This window comes from Thioalkalivibrio sp. ALE17, from assembly GCF_000425605.1.
Taxonomy (GTDB): Bacteria; Pseudomonadota; Gammaproteobacteria; order Ectothiorhodospirales; family Ectothiorhodospiraceae; genus Thioalkalivibrio.
In genome coordinates this window covers 15,226-37,709 of sequence record NZ_AUDT01000009.1, presented here as the reverse complement: position 1 = coordinate 37,709, position 22,484 = coordinate 15,226, and the positions used below count along the sequence as shown (strand labels likewise).

General features: G+C 65.5%; 22 protein-coding genes. 1 reads left to right on the top strand and 21 read right to left on the bottom strand.

Annotated elements, in window-relative coordinates:
• Positions 1-10 precede the first annotated feature (10 nt).
• The 4 genes from H609_RS0107980 to H609_RS0107965 all read right to left on the bottom strand — a co-directional run bounded on the left by H609_RS0107980 (position 11) and on the right by H609_RS0107965 (position 5,946).
• A complete protein-coding gene (locus H609_RS0107980; RefSeq protein WP_018867529.1) occupies positions 11-1,177 on the bottom strand; it encodes an aldo/keto reductase in 1,167 nt (388 codons plus the stop codon).
• A 139-nt stretch (positions 1,178-1,316) separates the two neighbouring features.
• Complete coding sequence (locus tag H609_RS0107975; RefSeq protein WP_018877047.1) at positions 1,317-2,537, bottom strand: acetoin utilization protein AcuC; 1,221 nt, start codon at positions 2,535-2,537, stop codon at positions 1,317-1,319.
• Positions 2,534-5,089, bottom strand: coding sequence for a nitric oxide reductase activation protein NorD (locus tag H609_RS0107970; protein ID WP_028484703.1), 2,556 nt, complete (start codon positions 5,087-5,089; stop codon positions 2,534-2,536). The genes H609_RS0107975 and H609_RS0107970 overlap by 4 nt, the downstream gene beginning before the upstream one ends.
• Entirely contained in the window at positions 5,086-5,946 is an 861-nt protein-coding gene (locus H609_RS0107965) for a CbbQ/NirQ/NorQ/GpvN family protein (RefSeq protein ID WP_018867533.1), read from the bottom strand. The genes H609_RS0107970 and H609_RS0107965 overlap by 4 nt, the downstream gene beginning before the upstream one ends.
• A gap of 219 nt (positions 5,947-6,165) precedes the next feature.
• Between H609_RS0107965 and H609_RS0107960 the strand changes: the two genes are divergently transcribed.
• A complete protein-coding gene (locus H609_RS0107960; protein WP_018877049.1) occupies positions 6,166-6,483 on the top strand; it encodes a hypothetical protein in 318 nt (105 codons plus the stop codon).
• A gap of 376 nt (positions 6,484-6,859) precedes the next feature.
• Here the strand turns inward: H609_RS0107960 and H609_RS0107955 are convergent, their stop codons facing one another.
• The 17 genes from H609_RS0107955 to H609_RS0107875 form a co-directional block, all read right to left on the bottom strand.
• Positions 6,860-7,729 carry a glycine betaine ABC transporter substrate-binding protein gene (locus tag H609_RS0107955; RefSeq protein ID WP_018879886.1) on the bottom strand — a complete coding sequence of 290 codons (870 nt, stop codon included), beginning with the start codon at positions 7,727-7,729 and terminating at the stop codon, positions 6,860-6,862.
• A 52-nt stretch (positions 7,730-7,781) separates the two neighbouring features.
• Positions 7,782-8,624 (bottom strand): proline/glycine betaine ABC transporter permease, encoded by an 843-nt coding sequence (locus tag H609_RS0107950; RefSeq protein WP_018877051.1) that lies wholly within the window; start codon positions 8,622-8,624, stop codon positions 7,782-7,784.
• 1 nt (position 8,625) lies between these two features.
• Entirely contained in the window at positions 8,626-9,831 is a 1,206-nt protein-coding gene (proV, locus tag H609_RS0107945) for a glycine betaine/L-proline ABC transporter ATP-binding protein ProV (RefSeq protein ID WP_028484702.1), read from the bottom strand.
• Between the two features lie 55 nt (positions 9,832-9,886).
• A complete protein-coding gene (locus H609_RS0107940; protein WP_018877052.1) occupies positions 9,887-10,270 on the bottom strand; it encodes a hypothetical protein in 384 nt (127 codons plus the stop codon).
• A 47-nt stretch (positions 10,271-10,317) separates the two neighbouring features.
• Positions 10,318-11,361 carry a lipoate--protein ligase family protein gene (locus H609_RS0107935; RefSeq protein ID WP_018867539.1) on the bottom strand — a complete coding sequence of 348 codons (1,044 nt, stop codon included), beginning with the start codon at positions 11,359-11,361 and terminating at the stop codon, positions 10,318-10,320.
• Positions 11,362-11,364: 3 nt separating this feature from the next.
• On the bottom strand, positions 11,365-11,793 hold the full coding sequence (locus H609_RS0107930; protein ID WP_018867540.1) for a hypothetical protein: 429 nt from the start codon (positions 11,791-11,793) through the stop codon (positions 11,365-11,367).
• 154 nt (positions 11,794-11,947) lie between these two features.
• Complete coding sequence (locus H609_RS0107925; protein ID WP_028484701.1) at positions 11,948-12,901, bottom strand: hypothetical protein; 954 nt, start codon at positions 12,899-12,901, stop codon at positions 11,948-11,950.
• A gap of 206 nt (positions 12,902-13,107) precedes the next feature.
• Entirely contained in the window at positions 13,108-14,382 is a 1,275-nt protein-coding gene (locus H609_RS0107920) for an OmpP1/FadL family transporter (protein WP_028484700.1), read from the bottom strand.
• 284 nt (positions 14,383-14,666) lie between these two features.
• The gene (locus H609_RS0107915; protein ID WP_028484699.1) at positions 14,667-15,839 is read right to left on the bottom strand and encodes a radical SAM protein; all 1,173 of its coding nucleotides are present in this window, start codon (positions 15,837-15,839) and stop codon (positions 14,667-14,669) included.
• A 54-nt stretch (positions 15,840-15,893) separates the two neighbouring features.
• A complete protein-coding gene (locus tag H609_RS0107910; RefSeq protein ID WP_018877056.1) occupies positions 15,894-16,976 on the bottom strand; it encodes an NAD(P)/FAD-dependent oxidoreductase in 1,083 nt (360 codons plus the stop codon).
• Positions 16,977-16,998: 22 nt separating this feature from the next.
• Positions 16,999-18,093, bottom strand: a complete 1,095-nt coding sequence (locus tag H609_RS0107905) for a biotin/lipoate A/B protein ligase family protein (protein ID WP_018877057.1) — start codon at positions 18,091-18,093, stop codon at positions 16,999-17,001.
• Positions 18,086-19,267 carry a radical SAM protein gene (locus H609_RS0107900; protein WP_018877058.1) on the bottom strand — a complete coding sequence of 394 codons (1,182 nt, stop codon included), beginning with the start codon at positions 19,265-19,267 and terminating at the stop codon, positions 18,086-18,088. Before H609_RS0107900 ends, H609_RS0107905 begins: the two co-directional genes overlap by 8 nt.
• Before the next feature lie 106 nt (positions 19,268-19,373).
• Positions 19,374-19,811, bottom strand: a complete 438-nt coding sequence (locus tag H609_RS0107895) for a glycine cleavage system protein H (RefSeq protein ID WP_012982053.1) — start codon at positions 19,809-19,811, stop codon at positions 19,374-19,376.
• A gap of 36 nt (positions 19,812-19,847) precedes the next feature.
• Positions 19,848-20,255, bottom strand: a complete 408-nt coding sequence (locus H609_RS0107890) for a DsrE family protein (RefSeq protein ID WP_026279299.1) — start codon at positions 20,253-20,255, stop codon at positions 19,848-19,850.
• Between the two features lie 8 nt (positions 20,256-20,263).
• Entirely contained in the window at positions 20,264-20,710 is a 447-nt protein-coding gene (locus H609_RS0107885; RefSeq protein ID WP_018867548.1) for a glycine cleavage system protein H, read from the bottom strand.
• A gap of 110 nt (positions 20,711-20,820) precedes the next feature.
• Positions 20,821-21,732 (bottom strand): CoB--CoM heterodisulfide reductase iron-sulfur subunit B family protein, encoded by a 912-nt coding sequence (locus tag H609_RS0107880; protein ID WP_028484698.1) that lies wholly within the window; start codon positions 21,730-21,732, stop codon positions 20,821-20,823.
• Complete coding sequence (locus H609_RS0107875; RefSeq protein ID WP_018867550.1) at positions 21,725-22,441, bottom strand: 4Fe-4S dicluster domain-containing protein; 717 nt, start codon at positions 22,439-22,441, stop codon at positions 21,725-21,727. Before H609_RS0107875 ends, H609_RS0107880 begins: the two co-directional genes overlap by 8 nt.
• Between the last annotated feature and the right edge of the window lie 43 nt (positions 22,442-22,484).

The following is a 22,484-nucleotide window of genomic DNA, read 5'->3' as shown; positions in this document are numbered from 1 at the left end:
CGGCTCCGGCTTACTCCTCGGCCTTCTTGAACATGCCAAGGTAGGCCTTCTTGTCCATCATCGGCTCGCGCATCACCGCCAGCATGTCGTCCAGGTGCGCCGGCGTACTCATGCCGACCAGCGAGGTGCCCAGCCCCGGCGTGGAACGGTTGAACTGCATCGCGCGCTGGGCCGGATTAGGCAGGCTGGCCAGCTGCTGCTCGACCACCTCCACCGACTGCTGCGCCAGATGGCCCTTGAGCATGGAGTGCGAGGCAATCATGTACACCTCGAGCTGGTGGGCGGCCTGCAGCGGGCTCGCCACGTTGCCCTGCCCGGTGGCGGTGTTGAAGCGGGTGAACCCCTCCAGCATCACCTGGTTGAAGGGGAGCATCGCGATCTTGAAGTGATGCCGGGCATGGTCGTCGCCGGTGACGGTCTGCGCGGCGCGCTCGGCCAGCCCCTGCATCGAGGTCAGCGACTGGAACACCGCGGCATCGGTCTCCTCGCGGAAGCCCTCGAAGGTGGAGATGCCGTAGGCGCGGATCTTCTTCTCGCGCGCGGCCCGCTCCAGCACCTCGAACACCGGCTCCAGCTTGCGGTTGGTCGCTTCCTTGCCGATCTCGTGGATGTGCACCTCGGGCTGGTCGATGATGAAGGCATCCAGCGTCTCCACCCCCATCAGCGAGCGCGACAGCTCCATCTGGTAGTGGATGTATTCCGGCGTCAGCAGGTGCGCGCCCTTGGCCAGGTCGTCCTTCGTCCCCATGCCCTGGGACTCGATCTCGCGCTGGAACCAGGCCTCCATGTCCTCCGGCGGCCCGCCGCGCAGCGTCAGGAAGCCGCCCTTGGAGATCAGGAACATCGCCTCGCGCGGGACGCCCGCCTCCAGCGCGGTGCGCACACCCGCCCCGACGGCCGCCAGCGAACGCCCGTACCGGTAGTGCGCGCCGGTATCCACCACGTTGACGCCCTCGGTCAGCCCGCGCGCGACGATCGCGGAGATCTGCGCGTCCACCTCGGCGGTGGCCGCGCCGCCGAAGGTGCCGATGCCGAGGCTCGACAGGCGCATCTTCGCGCGCGAGAACTCGCTGTAATGCCCCTCGGCGGCCTTGCCCTCGGCCACGAACTGCTCCGCGTAGCGGCGCGTTGCCTTGGCGTTGGCGTATCCGGGTATCAGTTTCTGCTCGGACTCCATGCGTCTCCTCGCTCGATCAGACGTCGTACCGACCGGGTGCCCCCAGCCTGCAAGCTGTGGAATCCTACGTCAGCCGACGGGATTTGCGAAAACCCGCAGGTGGGCCGGGCTACTCCCACCCCGCCTCACTCCGCCGCAGTCAGCCTTGCGCGAACAAAGGATGCGTGGCTAAAAGGTGCTCCAGGCGGGCGTTGAGTTCAGGACGGACCGGGCCCGAGCGGTCGGCGTCGAGGCGGGAGACGAACAGGTTCTCGTACCAGTCCTCCTCCTCGTCCATGTCCCAGTCGACCTCGCGCAGCAGGTTCTGGCCGGCCTCCGGGATCGCGGCGGGGAGCTCGCGGCCAGTCAGCAGGGCCCAGACCCCGGTCCAGCAGCGCGCCAGCGCCAGCGGGTGATAACCGCCGCCTCCGAGCACCAGGAGCCTCGGCGTGCCGTCGGCGTGGCGCGGGCTGGTCTCGATTACGTCGTCGATGCACTGGAGAAAGCACTGGGTGGAGATGCCGAACTTGCCGAGCGGGTCCGGCAGCAGCGCATCGGTCCCGGCCTGGACCACGACCGCATCCGGCTGCCAGCGGGTGCGCACGGCCTCCCAGACGGCCGTGAAGGCGGCGCGGAACTCCGTGTCGTTGGTCTCCTTGGGCAGCGGCAGGTTCACGGCGTTGCCCAGCGGTCCGGTGTCCTCGATGCGCCCGCCCTCGAAGGGGTAGCCGTATTCGGTGTCCATGTGCAGGGAGACGGTGAGCACGTCCGGGTCGTCGGTGAACGCGGCCTCGACCCCGTCGCCGTGGTGGGCGTCGATATCCAGATACAGCACGCGCTGCCCGGCCTGGCGCAGGCGCAGGATGGCCAGCGCCGGGTCGTTGAAGTAGCAAAAGCCGCGCGCCTGGTCGGGGGCGGCGTGATGCATGCCACCGGCCGGGTTGAAGGCCATGCGCCCGCCCAGCACCACCTCGGCCCCCTGGATGGAGCCCCAGGTGGCAGTCGCCGGAGTAGCGAAGAAACCGGCGAAGAACGGGTTCTCGAAGTTGCCGATGTTGTGGCGGTCGCGGTAGCGCTGGAAGACCTTGCCCAGCGCCTCGGCGCGCTGCATCGCGGCGACGTACTCGCGGGTGTGAAACCATTCGAGCTCGGCCGGCTGTGCCTTGCGCGATACGGCCATCTCCTGCGGCGTGATCGCGTCATAGGCCTCGATCAGGTCGATGGTCAGCGAGACGCGCGGGATCCCGAGCGGGTGGTTGTCGCCGTAGCTGTGCCCGCGATAGCGCGGGGCATGCAGCAACGTGGCATGACGACGGGCCGGCTCCGAGTGCCGGGCCGCGGCCCCGGTGGATGCATCGATGGATTCGGGGGTGGCACTCACTGGCGCAGCCTCAGGTAGATCTCGGGCAGACGGCGCGGCAGCTCGTCCACGTGGTCGATGATGGTGTAGTGGCCGGGACCGAAGATCGCCGGCAGGTATTCCGAACCGGACGGGTCCAGGGTGATGCAGAAGGGGTGGACGCCGGCGTCCACCGCCTCCTTCATCGCCATGCGCGTGTCCTCGTGCAGGTAGCGCTGATCGCCGCCGTCGTCGTAGTCGGCCGGGCGGCCGTCGGACAGGATCAGCAGCAGTCGGCGCTGGGCCGAGCTGCGCCGGAATGCCTCCAGCGAGTGCCGAATGCCCGCGCCCATACGCGAGGCCAGACGCCCGGAAACCCCGGCGATGCGGGCGCGGACGGTGTCGTTCAGGTCCTCGTTGAAGTCCTTCAGCCAGTAGTAGTTGACCTGGTCGCGCTGCTTGGAGGCGAAGCCGGAAATCGCGTAGGGGTCGCCGACCTTCTCGATCGCCTCGGCGAACAGCATCATCCCCTCGCGCACGCGGTCGACGATCTTGCCCTGCCCGCCCGGGTGGCGCGCCATGATCGAGGTGGACATGTCCGCCAGCATCAGCACGGCGGTATCGCGGTGCTGCACCGCACGGCGGCGGTAGATGAAGGCCTTGGGCGACAGCCCCGCCTTCTTGTCGGCGATGTAGTCGATCACCGCCTCGGTATCCAGTTCGTCACCGTCGAGCTGTTTCCTCAGCGGCGCCAGGCGCATCGGGCGCTGCATCTCCAGGCCGCGGGTCAGGCGCTTCAGGGTATCGGCGTTCTCCGACAGGATCGTGGCCGCCCGCTCCGGGTCCTCGTCGTCCAGAACCCGCTCGTAGAGGTTCACCCAGTCGGAGATGTAGCGCTGCTCGCGGTAGTCCCACTCCGGATACGGGATGCCGTCCTTCTTCGGGGTGTAGGGCGCGGCGCGCTTGGCCACCTGCGCCGGCTGCGGGATGCCCGTGCCGATGCGCCCGCCGGTGCCGGAAGTCTCCTGCTGCGGGGTCTGGATGTCGGCGTCCGGGTCCTTCTGCGCCTGCTCCGGGGCCTGCTGCGGCTGCTCTTCCTGTTTCTGGTGCTCGAACTTGTGCTCGTCGTGCGCCTCGTGGTCGCGGAAGTCGGCCAGGCTGCCGTCGCGTTTGCGCTGCGGATACACCGGCAGCGACTGGTTCAGCGACAGCCCGGGCAGATAGGCCTCGGCGCGATCCTCGATGGTGATCTCGGGGAAGGCCTCGTCGGCGAACAGCTCCTCGCCGACCGCCCAGGCGGTTACGACGTCCGCGTCCGGCTCCAGCACACGCGCCAGACGCGGGTCCTGCGGCTCGTCGCGCAGCAGGGCCTGGTGGGCCTTCAGTGCGAAGTCGAAATAGACGCCGGCCACGCCCTCCGGGCGACCGTGGACCTCGGCCAGCGCCACCAGGCGTGGCAGGAAGTTCGGTATGCGCGGGGCCAGGCGCGCGTTTACGCGCAGGTCTTCGGCCAGGTCGAACAGCACCTGGAAGCGGAACATGCGCGCCTCGAAGGGCGCGAACAGCGGGCGCCAGGTGATGCGCGACTTGTCGTCCAGCGGTGGATGCTCGGCACCCGCGCGTGCGAACAGCCGCTCCACCTCGCTGTGCGCATAGGTATCGAAGGCGAGATGCGCGGCCGCATGCTGGGTGGCGACGATCGCCTCCTCGCGCGAGTCCATTACCGCCGGCATGAACAGGCGCCGGCCATCGGTCTCGAGCATCGGACGGCCCTCGCCCGGCTTCCAGCTGGAATCGGCCAGCGGGATGTCGGCGTCCAGCCAGGCCATCAGCACCAGGCGCAGGAAGCGCCCGTGCATGCGCGGGCGAAAGCCCGGCAACGCCTCCAGCAGCAGCTTCAGGCTCTCGTCGCTCTCCAGGCGAAAGTACGCCTCGCCGCGCGAGCGCCCGGCCTTCAGCAGGTCCGCGCCGCGTCGCGCCCAGGACAGCAGGCCCTGGTCGCCGACCAGGTTGCGGGCGATCGGCGCACCCTCGAGGTAGGCATCCAGGGTCAGGCCGCGCTCGTCGAACAGGGTCTCGGCCGGCTCGATCAGGGCGCGCAGGCCGTCGATGCCACGCCCGCCGGCGAGCTTCTCGAAGTCGGTCTCGAAATAGGCCCGGGCATCCGGGAGACTGCGCGCGCACCAGCGCAGGCCGATCTCGGCCCACTCGCGCTCGCCGGCCTCGCCCCAGGCGTCATACACGCGATCGGCCTGGGTCATGAAGCCTTCCAGGGCATAGTTCGAGTTGACCCACTCCTTGAAGCGGGCCGCCTGCTCCAGCCACAGCTCCACCGTCTGCATGTGCTCGGCGAGTCGCGCCGAGTGGCGCATGAAGCTCTTGCCCGACTCCCGGTCATGGAAGAACAGGTCGCGGGCCGTCTCGATCCAGCGCCGCGCAATGGTGGCGCCGAACGGGCGGATAGCCGGCAGGGCTTCCTTCGTGTCGCGGTGGGCGACGAAGCTGATGTCCTCCAGGTGTTGGAGGATTTCCTCGATCTCGACGAGTTCTTCCGCCTCCGGTTTCGCGCCGCCGTTGGTCGCGGTATCGCTCACGCGGCTTCGGACTCGGGGAAGTGGGCGTCGAAGATCTCTTCCAGCGCCTGGATCAGCTCGGGGTCGTCGGTGATCGGGGCGATCATCGCGGCACGGCAGGCCACACGCGGGCTCAGACCGGCCTGCATCAGTTCGCCGGCATAGGCGAGTGCTCGGGTGGAGGTCGCCTCTTCCAGCCCATGGTCCTTCAGGGCCCGGGCCTTGCGCCCGGCCGCCACGAGTTTTTCCACGCGGTCGGCATCCAGGCCGCCGGATTCCTTGGCCACGATCTCGCGCTCGACATCCTCGGCCGGGTAGTCAAAGTGGATGCCGACAAAGCGCTGCTTGGTCGAGGGCTTCAGATCCTTCAGCACGGTCTGATATCCCGGGTTGTAGGAGATCACCAGCATGAAGTCCTCGTGCGCGTCGATGATCTGGGACTTCTTGTCCAGCGGGAGCTGGCGGCGGTGGTCGGTCAGCGGGTGAATGACCACGGTGGTGTCGGTACGTGCCTCGACGATCTCGTCGAGGTAGCAGATCGCGCCCTCCTTGACCGAACGGGTCAGCGGGCCGTCCTGCCAGACGGTCTCCTCGCCTTCCAGCAGGAAGCGGCCGACCAGATCGGAGCTGGTCAGGTCCTCGTGGCAGGAGACGGTCACCAGCGGCTGGCCGAGGGTGTGCGCGACATGTTCCAGGAAGCGGGTCTTGCCGCAGCCGGTCGGGCCCTTGAGCATCACCGGCAGGCGCTTCGAGTACGCCGCCTGAAAGATCTCGATCTCGTCACCCTGGGGCTTGTAGAAGGGGGCACCGCCCGCGTCCCCCGGCTTCTCGATGACATCGCGTTCCACACCGCGGATGCGGTTGATCAGGTTCTTCATGGGATCTCCGGCAGGGACTGGTGTATGCGCGTGCGCAGCGTTACCCTCCAGCGCGCTGGGCGGGCGGCCAATCGTGTTCGCGCAGGCTTTGTTGTATCATTTGCTGTTTATATTCTATCGAACCTGCGCACTTGCATGAACCAAACGCCCCACGGCTGCGGGGTTGGGCGTGCAAAGGCGCCCGTCACTCGGATTCAGCGCTTCAACAGAGGACCCGGTATGAAACTTGTCAAACTCGTCAAGCTGAACAACCTGCAGTACAACCCGAACCGCGACCCGAACGTGTACCGCCGTCCGATCAACGAGGAATTCCGGGTCCAGGCCATGCTGAACGGCTCCGGCAGCGCCAGCTGCAAGTTCTCGGTGGAAGGCGAAACCCTGTGCGAGGGCAGCGTGTCCCTGCCGGGTACCTTCGATTGCAAGTTCAGCTTTGATACCGCCGGCACCCGCATTGGCGACCTGGTGATCGAGGGCAATGGCGAGACCTTCCACGAGAAGATCCGCATCGACGTGCTGGAGCACGCCTGGATCGGCTGATCCCGGATCGCCCCACCCCGCGGCTCGTCCCGGGGCGCGTCACTCAAAGGCCCCGCGGCGACCCGCCCGGGGCCTTTCGCGTTTCTGGACCAGCCACAGTAGCGGCCCGCTCAAAGCACCCGCCCCCGCCATCCCGGACGCCCGCCAATCTTCATCGTGACCGGAGAATGCCGACAACGTGTTCCATTCGCCCCGTCGTCCGCCCCTGAACCGAACTTCTCCGTGCTGTTCGTGCCCTCCGCCCCCTCCGTGCTGCAATAGCCCTTGCCCTTCTTCGTGCCTTCGTGCGCTTCGTGGTGAAACAAAATGCAGTGGCCTGAACAAAGAAAGCCCCGCCGGGGCGGGGCTTTCGGGTGCTGCGGGTAGTCCGTGCTGATCAGTCGATCACGCCGGTCACCCAGTACTGCACGTACTCCGGGTGGTCCTCGATGAAGCGGTCCACGGCCTCAGCGTAGGAGTTCTCCTGGGCGTAGAACATCGCTTCTTCCAGCACGTCCAGGTTCAGGTGCATGCGCGAGATCATCATCGCGACATCGTGATACTCCTCGGCGAAGCCCTCGCGGGCCAGGGCATGGATACGCTCGAAGCCGCCCAGGGCCTCTTCCGGGTCTTCCAGGTAGCGCAGGTCGTAGGCGCCGAACTTCCAGTGCGGGCTCCAGCCGGTGACGACGATCCATTCATCACGACGGATCGCCCGGTCCAGCGCGGAGGTCATGCCCGCCCCGGAGGAGATCTGCAGGCTGTAGCCGTCCAGGCCGTAGGTCTCGAGGGCCTCTTCCGAGAGCCGGGTCAGGCCCGCACCGGGATCGATCCCGGTAATGCGGCCGTCCAGACGATCACGGACCGAGTCCTTCTTCAGGTCCTCGATGGAGCCGAGTTCATCCTCGGGCACGTAGTCCGGCACCACCCAGCCCAGGCGGGCATTGCCGTACAGCGGGCCGAGGTTCACCACGTCCTGCCCGACACGTTCCATATAGTCGGCATGGGTCCCCGGCAGCCAGGCCATCAGCATCATGTCGATATCGCCGGAGGCCAGGCCCTGATACTGCGGGGCGATGTCGGTCTGGATCAGTTCGACCGAATAACCCATCTCGTCCTCGATGACGCGTTCGGCCAGCTTGGTCACGAACTCGGCGTCGGACCATGCGGTCCAGCCGATCTGGATATCGTCGGCCTGCGCGGTGGACAGGCCCATGGAGGCGGCCAGCACGCCGCCCAGCAGGGTTGAAGTCAGTGTCTTGTTCATCTTGCTACTCCTTCCTTCGAGTGAAACGGATGGCGCCGCGCACGAGCCCGAATCAGCCGCTCGCCTTGCGCCGCAGCCCTACGCTCTGGGTGATCCGGTCGAGCAGGATGGCGAGGATCACGACGCCCAGGCCGCCCTCGAACCCCAGCCCGACATCGAGCCGCTGGATACCGGTCAGCACGGTATTGCCGAGCCCGCCGGCACCGATCATCGACGCGATCACCACCATGGAGAGTGCCAGCATGATGGTCTGGTTGATGCCGGCCATGATGGACGGCATCGCCAGAGGTAACTGAATCTTGGTCAGAAGCTGGCGCCGATTGCAACCAAACGCCAGCCCCGCCTCGATCTGCTCGCGGTTGACCTGGCGAATACCAAGGTTGGTCAGGCGCACCACCGGCGGCATGCAGAACACCACCGTGGCGATCGCACCCGGCACGGTGCCCAGGCCGAAGAAGATCGCCGCCGGGATCAGATAGACGAAGGGCGGCATGGTCTGCATCAGGTCCAGCACCGGACGGATCGACGCCTCGACCCAGTCGCTGCGCGCCATCGCCACACCCACCGGCATGCCGATCGCCAGCGCGACGGCGGTCGCCGCGAGCACCAGCGACAGCGTCTTGATCGTAGGCTCCCACAGGTCCATCCCCAGGATCAGCCCCAGCGCCACGATGGCGAAGATGCCGAAGCGCCAGCTAACCCGCCACCAGCTGAGCCCGACCAGGATCAGCACCAGCAGCCACGCCGGGATCGCCAGCAGCGCCCCCTCGAAGGAGTTGGTCAGCAGCCCCAGGAACCAGGCGATGCCGTCCAGCGCGGGCTCCAGGTTATCGAGGATCCAGTCGACCGCGGTCTCGATCCAGTCCCCCACGGGGATGTTGATGCGTCCTTCCATGTCAGTGATCTCCGTTCGCGGCGGCCGCGTTCCGGCTGCGATCCAGGGCCTCGACCAGGCGCTGCAGGGTCACCAGCCCCCGGAACTGTCCTTCCGCATCCACTACCGGGATGGACACCGACGCCTGCGCCGCCCGGCCCGGGAGATTCGCGAGAGGCGTGTCCTCGCCCACCGGCTCGACCTCCACGGCCACCTCGCTCGCGGGGCGGTCCACGGTCAGCTCGCCCAGGCGCTTGGCCTGAACCACGGACTGGAAACGCCCCGCGGCATCGACGATCACGGCCTCGTTGCCGGGCACGCGCGCAATGCGGCTACGGGCCTCGCCGGCCGTGGTATCCGCCGCGAGGACGGGGATGGTCTCGCTGTCCATGATGTCGCGCGCCTGGAACACCTGGGTGATGTCCACCCCGTGAAAGAACGAACGCACGTATTCGTTGGCTGGATCGAGGATGATCTCCTTGGGCGTGCCAACCTGCACCACCTCGCCGCCCTGCATGATGGCGATGCGATCGCCGATGCGGATGGCCTCGTCCAGGTCGTGGGAGATGAACACCACGGTACGCCGGTGCTCGCGCTGCAGATCCAGCAGCCGGTCCTGCATCTCGGTACGGATGAGGGGGTCCAGCGCGGAGAAGGCCTCGTCCATCAGCATGATGGAGGGGTCGGTCGCCAGCGCCCGCGCCAGTCCCACGCGCTGCTGCATGCCGCCGGAAAGCTCGTCGGGATAACTGCGGGCATGGGCCTTCAGACCGACCTGGTCGAGCGCCTCCAGCGCACGCTCGCGGCGCCGGGCGCGGCCCACGCCGGCGATCTCCAGCCCCAGCGCAGCGTTGTCGATCACGGTCTTGTGCGGCATCAGCGCGAAGGACTGGAACACCATCGCCAGATCCTCGCTGCGCAGCCGGATCAGCTCGCGCTGACTCATGCGCGTGACATCGCGCCCGCGGACCTCGACCGTTCCCGCGGTCGGCTCGATCAGGCGGTTCAGCAGCCGCACCAGGGTGGACTTGCCGGACCCGGACAGCCCCATCACCACGAAGATCTCGCCTTCGGCGATATCCAGGTTGCAGTCCTTCACGCCCACCGTGTTGCCGGTACGCTCAAAGATGGTGTCCTTGTCGAGCCCGTCCTCGATCAGCCGCAGACCCTCCTGCGGGTTCGGGCCAAAGACCTTGTACAACTCGCGCACCCGGATGATGGGGTCCATTCGACGATCTCCCTGCAACAAACCTCGCGGCGCCAGGCCCCGCGCGGGCCGATGGCTACCAGTCGTACTGGCGGACGAATTCGGGCAACTTGTCGATCATCTCATCGCGCCCGAAGAAGCGATCGGCGCGGGCCAGGCGCATTTCATCCTGGATGTCCTGATCGCCACCAAAGCAGAATACCGGAAGGTTGATCTGGTATTCCATGCGCAGCATCCGGATCACGTCGAGCGGATCAAAGGCCTCGATCTCGTCCAGGTCCAGCAACAGGAACCGGTACAGCAGGATCTCGTTCCACGGCCCGAGTTCATCCAGGTCGGTGACCTGGTGCAACTGCCACTCCGGCGGCAGCTGGGCCTGCAGGCGCTCGGCCATCGCGCCGTCCTGGGTCATCAGGATCAGGCGTTTCTCCAGGCGGCGTTCGATCGTCGGTTCGGACATGCGGCTTCTCCGGCGTTCGTGGGGAGGGGGCTCGGGACCGGGGCCTGTCAGGCCGCTGCGATTCCGCGATAAAGCCCGTCGATGCGGGCACTGATCTCATCCACCATGCGGGCATCGAGCTGGCCGTTCAGGCGCGAGCGCACGCGCAGGCGTTCCGGCGATTCACCGACCAGGCGCTCCTCCAGGATGGCGGTGGTGGCCGCATCCTCGCACCAGATCCGCGCGATATGCGATCCCTCCACGTGCAGGCGCAGGCGCCCGCAGGCCCCGCGGGTCTCGAACACGTGATTGTCGCGGTTCACGCGGATGCCATCGCGCACCGACGGCGATCCCTGCCCGTCGGCGAGGTCCGTCAGTTCCTCGCGTCCCAGCGCCAGCCACTGATCGAGGGTCGCCCGGTCCGGCTCGATCCGGCGTGCCGGAATGCCGAAACGGCGTTCCAGGACACCCTGGAGGGCCGCCTCGACCTGCGCGGGCGCGGGGACCTGCGGACACTGGCGGGCGCAGTCGGTCATGCCCGTCTCCAGCGCCGGGCGCAACCAGTCACGGTAGCCCTCGCTGGGGGCATACACGCAGGCGAGGAAGCGCTCGACCGGGAAATGTCGCAGGAAACTGGCGCCGAACACACAGCCCTCGTCGAGCGTTGCGGCCCCGGTCCCCATGATCTTGCGCCCCTGGACCCAGACATCCTGGCCCCGGGCCTCCACGCCCTCCAGACCGAGCGCGCGCAGCACATCCATGGCGATGCCCAGTCCCACGGCGAAGAGGTGGCGATGCCCACGGGCCAGCACCTGGCGCGGCTGGATCAGGAAGAAACAGGCCTGGTCGGCGTCCACCCAGACCGAGCCACCGCCCAGTGGACGCCGCACGACCGGCACACCCTGTTCGGCGCAGGCGGCCAGATCCAGGTCGGATTCCGCGTCCTGGCTGGCCCCGATCGAGATATGCGGCTCGTGCGCGTGCACCCACAGGATACGCGGGGGCGCATCCGGCGCGGTGGAGGCCGCAAGACCGGTATACAGCGCGTGGAGTTCTTCGGCGGATCGGGCCCCGGCGTCGATCCACTCCGGGGTTACCGTGGATGCGACCAAGTGTCAGCCCTCGGGCTTGTCCTGTCCGGCACTGGAGTCGTCTGCCTTGTCCTCCTGGCCGGGCTGGTAGAAATAGCGGAAATAGAAGTCACTGCGGGAGAGATCCTCGTACAGCTTGGCGCGCTCCTCGACCCCGCTGCGCATGATCTCGACCATGGCCATCGCCTGCTCGCCATCGATGATGTGGATGCCGCCGGTCAGTTCCTGGTCGGTATCGAGGAAATGCGCGGCCAGCTCTTCCGGCTCCTGGATATATACCAGGAAGGACTTGCAGTCCGGGTCTTCCAGATCGAGCGGCTGCATCACGATCTTGCCCAGCCAGGCCAGGCGCGCCACCTGGTTGAACTGGTGGATATCGAGCTTCTTGCCCTTCTTGTACTTGTTGAGTTCGTTGCGGATCTCGCCAATGTTGGCGATCTTCATCGATTTCATGGATGTGCGTCCTGCCGCGAATGTTGCGGGAGCATAAAACAAGTGCATGTCCGGATCGTAAAAAAACCCCGGCGGACCGGGGTTCTTGAGTGGGCTACGCGGGAATTCCGCGCACCCTTGCGCCGTTCCATGGCGCAGGCGGTCTCCAGCGGTCTTACCACTCGAAGCCGGTATCCTCTTCTTCGTAACCCGCGACTTCCTTCAGGGTCTCTTCCAGCGCACCGGGCGAGCTGCGCAGCCGCATGAAGCTGTTGTCACCCAGCATGCGCAGATCCGGGAAGTGCAGGGCCTTGCGGAAACGCATGTGCAGGGCCTCGACCTCGCCGCCGCGGACCAGGATCTCGATCGGCACCGTCGCGGTATGGCGGAACTCGCCCACGTCCACGATGCCCAGCTGGTGCAGATCGGCCGAGTCCTGGGCCGCCCCGTCGGACTCGCGCACGGCCACACCGATCACGGTCACGTCCTGGCCCGGGATATCCACCCGGTAGATCTCGCTGACCCCCGCGACCCGGTTGCCCAGGTTGCTGTCCAGCTCGCTCAACGCGCTCCTCCGGTTGCCATGGCTGGCCAGCTCGTAGGGCGCATCGAAGCGCTCCATGCCGAAGGTGTAGCGATAGCGATTCAGGTCGCGCTCGCTCATGCCGTCCTCGGACCCGAAGTCGCGCTCCGCTCCGAGAGTACTGGCCAGCCGGTCACTGACGCCGGATACGGGTGCGTCCAGGCGGTAGGCATGACGGAAATACTCCAGGTTGTTGTAACTCACCTGCAGTTCGCCATCGACGGCCGTCACGGCCACACGGATCGGGGCGATGTAGCCGCCGCGTTCCTCGGAGCCGGCCACCGCCAGCAGATCATCGTGGGTCACCACGACCACATGGCGGTCGTCACTGACCGGATATTCGCCCAGGAACCGGAAGTCGGCCCCCTCCAGGCGTTCCCGCACACTGGCGGCCTCGGCGGAGACATCCGTCCCCGATTCGGTGTAGGCCAGCACGAACGGACGGTAGTTGTCCGCCGCCACGGTCTGGCTCGCCGCGAACAGCGCAACCGCCGCGACCATGCCGACGGCGCGGACACTCCCGCGCAAGGCGTGGATTGCTCGCATGGCATCCTCCTTTGAATTCTCAGGTAAATCCGAGCGGAATGCTCGACAGAAAGAAGGGCCCGGGACGCACCCCCCGGTGCGTCCCGGACTTCAGAATCACCCGCCCTCCCTGGCGGATCCGACCTTCCCCTCAAGGCCGGCGCGCCCCTCCCGGACGCGCAATACCAAAGCCCGCGGCGGTCAGGCGACCGCCCCGGACCTCCCGATCAGAACCGGTACGCGTACCCGATCTCGAGCTCGTACTGACGCATCTCGATGGTCGCCTCAGCCTGACCACCCTGGATGGGTCCACGAACGCTCTGCCTCGGCGCATACATCGCCGCAAAATTGAGCTCATGCTGATTGCCAAAGCCCTTGGTGAACCCAAAGGTGAAGTGATCTTCCATCACGGCCGGGGCCAGGATGTTGAATTCCACTTCGCTAGACGGAATCGGGTTTTCCCCCCGGTTGTAGCCCACTCGCCAGGTCCAGTCATTTCCGGCTTCATACTGAGCGCCAAACTTGAAGATATCGATATCTTGCCAGCCAAAGCCGGCACCGTTCGGCGCCCCCAGAGGCCCAGAATCGCCTGGGTTCGAGATCGCAGCGACATCGGTGTAGTTGATGCGCTGGTAATCGGCGGAAAGAGTGACGCTCGGGCTTACGTCCACCGAGAAACCTAAACCGTAGGTGGACGGGACATCAAAACTCCCGCCATCGGCGAAGAGACCGCTGTAGTCGTCGAAGTCCCCATTCCGGATCTTGGATCGGTAGCTCGCCCCAACCCGGGCACCTTCAGCCAGCTCGGCCTGGAACCCAATCTGCGCGCCATAGCCCCAAGTCGTATCGGTGCCGTTATCGCTAACCGTACCTTGCCCCGCTTCGGCACTCATGCCCTCAAACGCGGCGATCCCCTTAGCGCTAAATCGCTGATAACTAATGATGGGGCTAAACCCAACACTCACTCGACCATCGGCAAACTTTTGCGCATAAGTCGGAATGATCGCGAGTTGCTCCAAATCGACCCCTGCGGAGCCGCCACAGAAGACGCCGGTCCCTGCATTAGGTTGTGGCTGCTGCGCGCAACCTGGGTTCTGGAATGCCGGATAATCCGTGTTGAGCCCCCCGTTCCCCAGCAGTGCAATACCCCAGGATCGATTTTCGTCGATCTGCTGGACATACCCGATCGAAGGGATGAAGAAGTCTTCACTACCGGAGTCAATCGTCATATCGCCCATATCGTTGAACGTCACAGAACGTTCGGGGCGGAAGTAGGCGAGGGAGCCGTCGATGCGGGTTTCCATGCCGGCGATGCCGGCGGGGTTGATGCCCGGGGCGTAGGAATCCTGGGAGATCGCCATCCCGACGCCCCCCATGCCCTTGGCCTTGGTGCCGTAGCCGTGGGCGAAGTAGCCGTTGGTGGCGTGCGCGACGCCGGCGGAGCCCATGGCCAGGCCGACCGCGATCGTCACCAGGCTGCGGCGAATGATGCGTGCTTCCATTTTGTATCTCCTTTGGTGGTCTTCTTGTTGTGTTGTGCGAACACCCCGGTTACGCGCGGCCCCCTTGTAATGCCGCCGGTCCGGTCTTGATGGTGTTCCCACGGCTCGCGCCATGGTGACCGACCGTGGCGCGAGTTTTTCGGCAGGTGTGTTCAAGGGCACTCTTCGGAATGGCCTTGATAACCCTGCTCGAAACCTGAATATTCAAAAAGTCTTATTGATCCCCTGACGTGCGAAAGCCCCGGGGATGCCGGGGCTTTCGCTGGATACTACCACTATCGTTTTCAGGCTGTCTTCTCGTCTTCCGCCTCGTCGGCGTCGAAGTCGAAGGTGCCGACGTCCTCCCCGGCCATCTGCCGCTTGACGAACCCGACGTCGGTCGAATTAAGGGCGAACGGGAAGGAGAGGATGTCGGTCGGGCTGGAATCGCCGTAGGGGCGGTTACAGGCCGAGACTTCCTCGTCCGACTTGCCGGGGCAGCCGGAGGTCTGGAACGGCTTGCCGGAGGCGATCAGTTCCTCGACCTCGGACTGCGGCAGACCGAAGTCCACCACCTGGCCGTCGGCGTTGAACTTCATGTCGTCGATGCGGCCACCGGCGTAGTCGATGACGAAGCGGCCCAGCTGCACGCGGCGCCACTGGTCACGCGGGACCGGGTTCCAGTCTTCCATCAGCGAGCCCTCTTCGGGGAAGAAGGCAAACATGTGGTTATGACCGCCCAGGTCGCGGATGCGCTGGCAGACCTGCAGGATCTCTTCCTCGGTCTCGCCCATGCCGCAGATCAGGTGCGCGCCGAACTTCTCCGGGCCGAAGATCTCGGCGGCCCACTCGATGGACTGCCAGTACTTGTCCCAGGTATGCGGGCTCTCCACCGACTTGCCACGGGTGCGCTCGAAGATCTCCGGGGTCACCGCGTCCAGCGCGACCGTGAAGATGTCCGCGCCCTTGTCGCGCAGGAGCTGGAGGTCTTCATAGCTCATGGTGGTCGGGTTCGACAGGATCGACACCGGGATATGGTTGACCTCGGCGACCCAGCGCTCCAGCAGCTCGACGGTATCGGCATCGGAGTTCGGGTGCGTGATCATGGAGATGCACATGCGCTCGAACTGGCCGGCGTCGGCATGATTCTTGACGCGCTCGATCACCTCGTCGTACTTGGCGGTCGGCCAGTCGACGCGGATGAAGTTGCGATCGGCGTAGTCCCGCGATTCCTCGCGGTGGCGGGCCAGGCCGCAGTAGGAGCAGTTGGCGCGGCAGCCTTCCGGATAGGTCACCAGGAGGTTAAGGCAGTGCGTGCAGGACGTGCGATGCATGGTGCCCGGCACCAGGCCCAGCGTGATCGCGGCCGCGGTGGACATCTGCACGTACTCCGGCGAACGCATGTCCGGGGTCTTGATGTGATAGTCGGGCCGGTAAAAGTTGATCGGCGCGACCATCTCCTCTGCACTTGCACTCATGGGGTTCCTCCAGCGTTGTCTCGGGGATGCCAGGCATCCGTCGACCGGGTCCGATTACGCGGCCCGGTCACCATCGTTGAAATACTCGGAAAATGCAATCCATCCGCGGCGCTGGGTGGCGTCTTCCTGCGCCCGCGGGGTTCGCCAGTGTTCGTTGAGGAAGGCACGCCGTTCGCAGGCCCGCTCCAGCGCCGGCCCGTACTGGTCGCGCATCTCCTCGTCGTAGTCGGCAAAGGCCTCGGCATCGCCTTCCAGGTGGCCGATCGCGGCCTCGCCGGCGGCCTCGCCCGACACCACGGCGGCGGCGATGCCGGCGCCGGTGATGGGGTGGGTCAGCCCGGCGGCATCGCCGACGAACAGGACATCCCCCGCCACCAGCGACTCCCGCAGGCCGCCGACCGGGATCGCCCCGCCGGTGCGATAGCGGATCTCTTCGCCCAGCAGGCCCTGCTCCACAAGCTGGGCGTGCAGGGACTCCAGCGGGGCCTTAAGGTCACCGGCGATCCGCTTGTCGGCGCCCAGACCAAGGTTGGCCCATTCCCCCTTGGGGAACAGCCACGCGTAGCCACCCGGATAATCGTCGGAGAGCCAGACATCGGTTGCGGTATAGGCCTTTTTCAGCGGCACGGTGTACTGGCGCGTCTGCACCGTGGGCAGAGACTCCAGGCCGAGCGATTCGGCGACCGGAGAATGCGGACCGTCGGCGGCAATCAGTACGCGATAGCCGACCTCCTGCTCCGCGCCCTGATGTTTCACCCGGGCGACGTGACGCTCGGCATCCACCGCCATCAGCGGCGTGGAGGTGACCAGCTGCGCCCCATTCGCCTCGGCCGCTCGGATGATGGCGCGGTCGAACTCGCCGCGATCCACCATCAGGCCGGGGAAGTCGGAATGCTCGACGGTGCCGGAGGGCAGGAAGCTCTGCATGGAATCGATGCGCTGCAGCAGCACGCCCTCGGGCTTGGCGTAGGCACCCATCGGGTTGGGGATAAACTCGGCGCACTGCACCGGCTCGCCAAACGCCTTGTTGCGCTCGACCGCCAGCACCGACAGCCCCGCCGCGGCACATACGCGCGCGGCGGAGGCCCCGCCGGGCCCCAGCCCCACCACCAGGACATCGACCCTGGACGGCAGCATCAGCGAAGGCTCCCGGCGCGGCTCACTGCGCGGCCGCCGAGTCGACCTCGGCCTGCGCCAGAGCCGACTGGATGGCGGCGATGAAGTCGTCGGCCGTCAGCTGCAGCATCTCCACGTCGCGTTCCGCGAAGAAGGCGCGCACGCGATCCTCCATCTCCGCCTGCGGCGTATCGCGCAGGGCGGCTTCCAGGTCCGCGATGGTCCGCGCCGGCTTGACGAAGATATCGCCGGTAATCCAGAGCTGCTTGAGGCGCTTGCGCTCGGGATCGAGCGCCGCACCCACGCGCATCAGGCCACCGTCGGACTTGAAGATGCTCTCGAACATCGGGGCATCGGTCGCCGGACGGTTGCGCTGGTACACCCACTCCTCGGTATCGATCTCGGCCAGGGCCGCGTCGAAGGCGCGACGCTCTTCCGGCAGCAGATCGGCGGCCTCGGTGCGCACACCGAACTCCTCGGCGAAGGCACGCGCGATGGCGTCCTTCACCACATCCAGGGCCGGCATCTCCTCCAGCAGCGTCGCCAGGTTCACGACCCGGTCCCGGGCGGACTCGATCGCCTTGTTCGAGAGCTTCTCGGCCGGAATGCGCAGGATGCGCAGCATGTCCTCGACATCGAATTCGATCAGCAGCGTGCCCTGATACATGATCGACTCGCCATCGAAGGCGCCGCCGGTACCGGAGATCTTGCGGCCATCGACCTCGATGTCGTTACGCGGGCGGAACTGCGCGTCCACGCCCAGCGAGCGCATGCCCGCGGCCGCCGCGTTGCAGATGCGGGCGGCGATCTGGCCCATGTCCGCCGTGCCGAGGAAGCGCTTGTCCAGGTACAGCTCCCAGCCGAGCTGCGTGGCATCGAAATAGATCGCACCGCCGCCGGTAATGCGCCGCTGGATCGCGATCCCGTGCTCCTTGCAGTACTCGGTGTTGATCTCCTGGTCGACGTTCTGGTGAAAGCCCACCAGCGCGCAGGGCTCGAACTGCAGGAAGCGCAGGGTATGCGGGGAAACGCCTTCCTGGTGACACTCCAGCAACGAGCGGTTGAAGGCCATGTTCTCGGCCGCCGGGCGCAGCCCGGTGTCCAGGACGCGCAGGGTCGTCTGATCGCGTTCAGGCATGACAGCCACCCCCGGATGCCACTTCGCCGCCTTCGGTCACGATGCGGATGCCGCCCAGGCCCTGGCGCGCCTTGCGCTCCTGTTCCCGACGGCGGGTCTCCTCCGCCACGATGGTGTCGAGGTCCAGCTCAACGCCGCTGCCGACGCCGGCGTCCTCGGCCATCACCTCGTCGCCGACCGCGATGGAACAGCAGGCCGGCGTGACCCGGACCTTCTTGCCCAGGCGCGCAGCGAGTTCCACCACACCCTCGGCCGGGTGCGCGATGCCGGACAGTCCCGCCATCACCGCGTAGCTGTCGATCTGGCTCTTGGCCTCGCCCGGCGGCCGGGCACACCCCAGCAGCAGCGACGTATCGCCCAGGCGCTCGCGCGCATCGTGGAAGAAGCGACCGACCGCGTGCACGTCCGGGGTCTCGAACGGACGGCTGGCCGGGGCGTAGAACGGCATGACCACCACCAGCACCACCGCGTCGGGCAGATGGCGCGCCAGCATCTCCAGCGCGTTCCACTCGCCCAGCAGCTTGCCGTAGTGCAGGCCGATCACGATATGGGGGACCACCTTCATGTTGGTGTTCACCAGGCTCTCGAGCGTCTGCTCGAAGTCATCCACGCTACGGCGCAGGTGATAGACCTGGGTGATCGTGTCCTGGGCACCGATCACGTCCATCATAGCCGCGTCGATGCCGGCCTGCTCCATGGACAACGCGATGTCGTCATCCACCAGCGCCGTGTGCATGGCAATTCGGAACTCGGGGAACTCGTCCTTGATCCGGCGGATGGTGGAGTAGTACGGGTCGTACTCCACCTCGTTGCGATGGTTGGAGCCTCCGGTCAGCAGCATGCCCTGGGCCCCCGACTCGATCACACCATTCACCTGGCGCCAGAGATCCTCCGGGGTGCGGACGGGGATCATCGGCTCCAGGATCTTCGCCTTGCAGTGATCGCAGGCAAGCTTGCAGTCACCGCCGGTGATGGACATGGCCGGCCAGGCACTCTTGCCGCAATCGGCCAGTTCCGTCGACTGATAGGACTTGAACGTAGGGGTGTAGAAGTGCACCGAACCCGGGTCACCGCTGTGTCGCAGGCTGTGCTGGAGGTCATCAACCAGCGACGGATCGACAGGGACGTCCTCGAGGGGCTCGACCCGCTGGATTACATCGTTCCAGCTCGTCATGGGCGTTCTCCGGGTTCGGCGAATTTCTTGAAGGTTTTACTCGGGTATTACCGAAAAAAAGGGGCCGCCGACCTCGAGGGAACGGCGGCCCGGACCGGAACCGGGATCAGCAGCCGCCGAAACCGTCCGCTTCCATCTTGGCTTCGAAGGCCGCCAGGGCATCGGAGCCGGTCTTCAGATCACCGACTTCGCCGTCCCAGTCTTCCGGCTTCAGCTTGATCAGCCAGCCTTCGCCGTAGGGATCTTCGTTGATCAGCCCCGGATTGGCAGCAACCTTGTCATTGGTCTCGGTGACTTCACCGGTGACCGGGGTCTTCGCCGGACCTACCCACTTGCCGGATTCGACGGTGGTGCAGGACTTGTCCTTCTTGACCGTCTTGCCAACCTTCTTCGGGGTGTAGGACACGATCGTGCCCGCCAGCGAACAGGCGTAGGAAGTCAGGCCGACCGTCGCGGTACCGTCGCTTTCCTTGCGCACCCAAACGTTGTTTTCAACGTTGTACATCAGATCTTCCGGAATATCACAACCCCGAACTGCACCCATGTCTTCCTCCAGGAATATTCAAATAAAGCGGGAAAATTAAAACGTTATCGTTTTATCACTGCGTAGTATCAGGTCGGCTAGTTCGCTCGCCCGATTCACTTCATCGACTTCGTCGATGAGATCCGAAGACGCGTCGATTCTATACCCCGGCAGCGCGGGCTGGCAAACGTGCAGCCGCACTCCGGCGCGCTTCGCGTCCTGAATAAAATCCTTGATCAATTTGCCGTCTTCCATGGCCCGAAGGTCGTCCGCGACCCCCTTCTCCATCAGGCGCACGCCTTCCATAGTGAAGAAGATATAGACATCCACGTCCATGGACGCCATCACGGAACCGAGATAGAACGGGGTGGCACAGCGCCCCGGCGTCGACGGGCCCGAGGTCATGATGATCACGACCGTCTGCTCGTCGTTGTCCAGGTAGTAGTCGTCGTCGAGATTCGCCATGGTTTCGCTCACCGCAGCTTGCGCTGGCACTGGATGTCGTCATCCTTGGCCCGCTTGCAATAGCCTTCCTCGGCCTTGTCCCCGGTGAGGAACTCCTCCAGCGCCGCCTCGACCCCATTGGTCGGCTCGACCCGGGCGATCCAGGCATTGTACGGATCGGAGTTCAGCAGCACCGGATTCTCCAGCACCTCGTCATTGCCCTCGACGATCTTGCAGTCGATGAAGTTCGGAATCGGGCCTGCCCACTTGCCACTCTCGATGGTCGCCACCGGCTTGCCCGGGGGGCGTCGCGTGCCGGGGCGCCGAACGCGCACGTGGATGATCTTCCCCGCGATCGTCTGCGACAGGTCGGTCATCCCCACGGTCAGGGTGTCGTCGTCCTCGCGGCGCAGCCAGATCTGGAACTCGTCGTCGTAGAACAGTTCAGGGTGAAACTCGCAGCCGTTGCAATCCATGTTACGCCTCGTTCCCGGGACCGAGCGGACCCGTGCCTCCACAAAAAACGGGCGCCAGGCGCCCGTCTTCTGAACTCGTCAATGGGCCATGCTGGGCATGGATCGGGGGATCAGATGACCCCCTTCTCCTTCAGCAGAGCAATCGAGTCACTCACGTTTTCGTGAATGCCCAGCTTGCGCGGGGACAGGCCCATGGCCAGACCCAGCAGCTGGGTGAAGTACAGCACCTTCACGTCGGTCTTGATCCCGAACTCGGTCTCGGCGCGCACCTGATGCATCTCCAGGCCGGAGTGGCAGGTCGGGCACTCGGTCGCGATCACTTCCGCGCCGGAGTCCTCAGCCGACTGCAGCAGGTTCAGCACCAGCTGGGTCGAGGTGTCGGAATCCGACAGCGTATGCGCCCCGCCGCAGCAGGACGTCTTCAGCGGATACTCCACGTTCACCGCACCGGCGGCACCCAGCAGGTCGTCCATGAAGTGCGGCTGGTAGCTGGAGTCGGAACCCGGGCCGTTGTCCTTCTCGGGGAAGATCTGGCGCGGCCGGGTATACATGCAGCCGTAGTAGTTGGCGACCTTGATGCCGTTCAGGCTCTTGGTCATCTTCTGCTTGATCCCCTCGGGACCCAGCTCTTCCATCAGCCACTCGAGCAAGTGCAGCGTGCGCACGTCGCCGCTGTAGACCGGGTCGTCCGACTTGCGCGCCAGATCCTGGACGGTATTCATCGCGTCCTCGGAGGTGGCGGTCTCATACTCGGCCTTCTTCAGGTTGTGGTAGCAGCCGTTGCACGGCGCCATCACGGTGTCCATGCCCATCTGCTCGGAGGCGATCGCCATGTTCCGCGCGGACAGGTAGGTCTGCAGCATGGGATGGACGTTCTTCACCTCCATCGCGCCACAGCAGTTCCAGTCCCGCAGGTTCTCCATCTCGAGACCCAGCGCCTTGACCAGCACGCGGGTGGAGCGGTCGTACGGCCCACCGGAGCCCTCGAGCGCGCAACCCGGATAGTAAGCAACCTTAGCCATGAGCGGCCTCCTTCTGTTCGCGCACGTAATTCTTCAGCACGTCCCCGGTCTTGCCCCAGGACTTCGTGCGCGGCGTATGAATCGTGTTGAAGCCCATCGCCATCAGATGCTTCACCGGCAGGTGCTTCATCATGCGGAAGATGAACACCTTCAGCCATTCCTGCACCAGCGGCTGGCCGGTCTTCTTGAAGAAGTTCTGCATGACCTTGCCGTCTTCGATGCGGCCGGTCTTGTAGATCTGGTCGGCGAACTCTTCGTCGAAGTGCGTGGACGGGGCCTTCTCGGTGATCCCTTCCTCTTCCATCCAGTGCGCCAGGGCCTTCATCACACCTTCAGGCTTCACGTCCTTCGGGCAGATGTTCGTGCACTTGTTGCACGAGACGCACTGCCAGATGATGTCCTTGTCCTTGACCAGCTCTTCCTTCATGCCCAGGCGGGTCAGGTAGATCCAGTAGCGCGGATTGAACTGCACGTTCTGCGCGTACATCGTGCAGGAGTTCGTGCACGAACCGCACTGCCAGCAGCGGTGGACGTTTTCGCCACCCGCGAAGCTCTGGATCTTCGATTCGAAATCGTCGTCGTAATCGCGCACCGTGCGCGGGGCGATCATGGTGTTCCAGTGGCCGGACACATCCACCCCGTCGACCACCAGCTCATCGTGCTGCTGGAGGCGCTCGTCCTCGATCAGTGCCTTTTCATGTATTGCCATGACGTCTCTCCGAAAACCTGTGTAGCCAGGCTCAAGTTCGTTC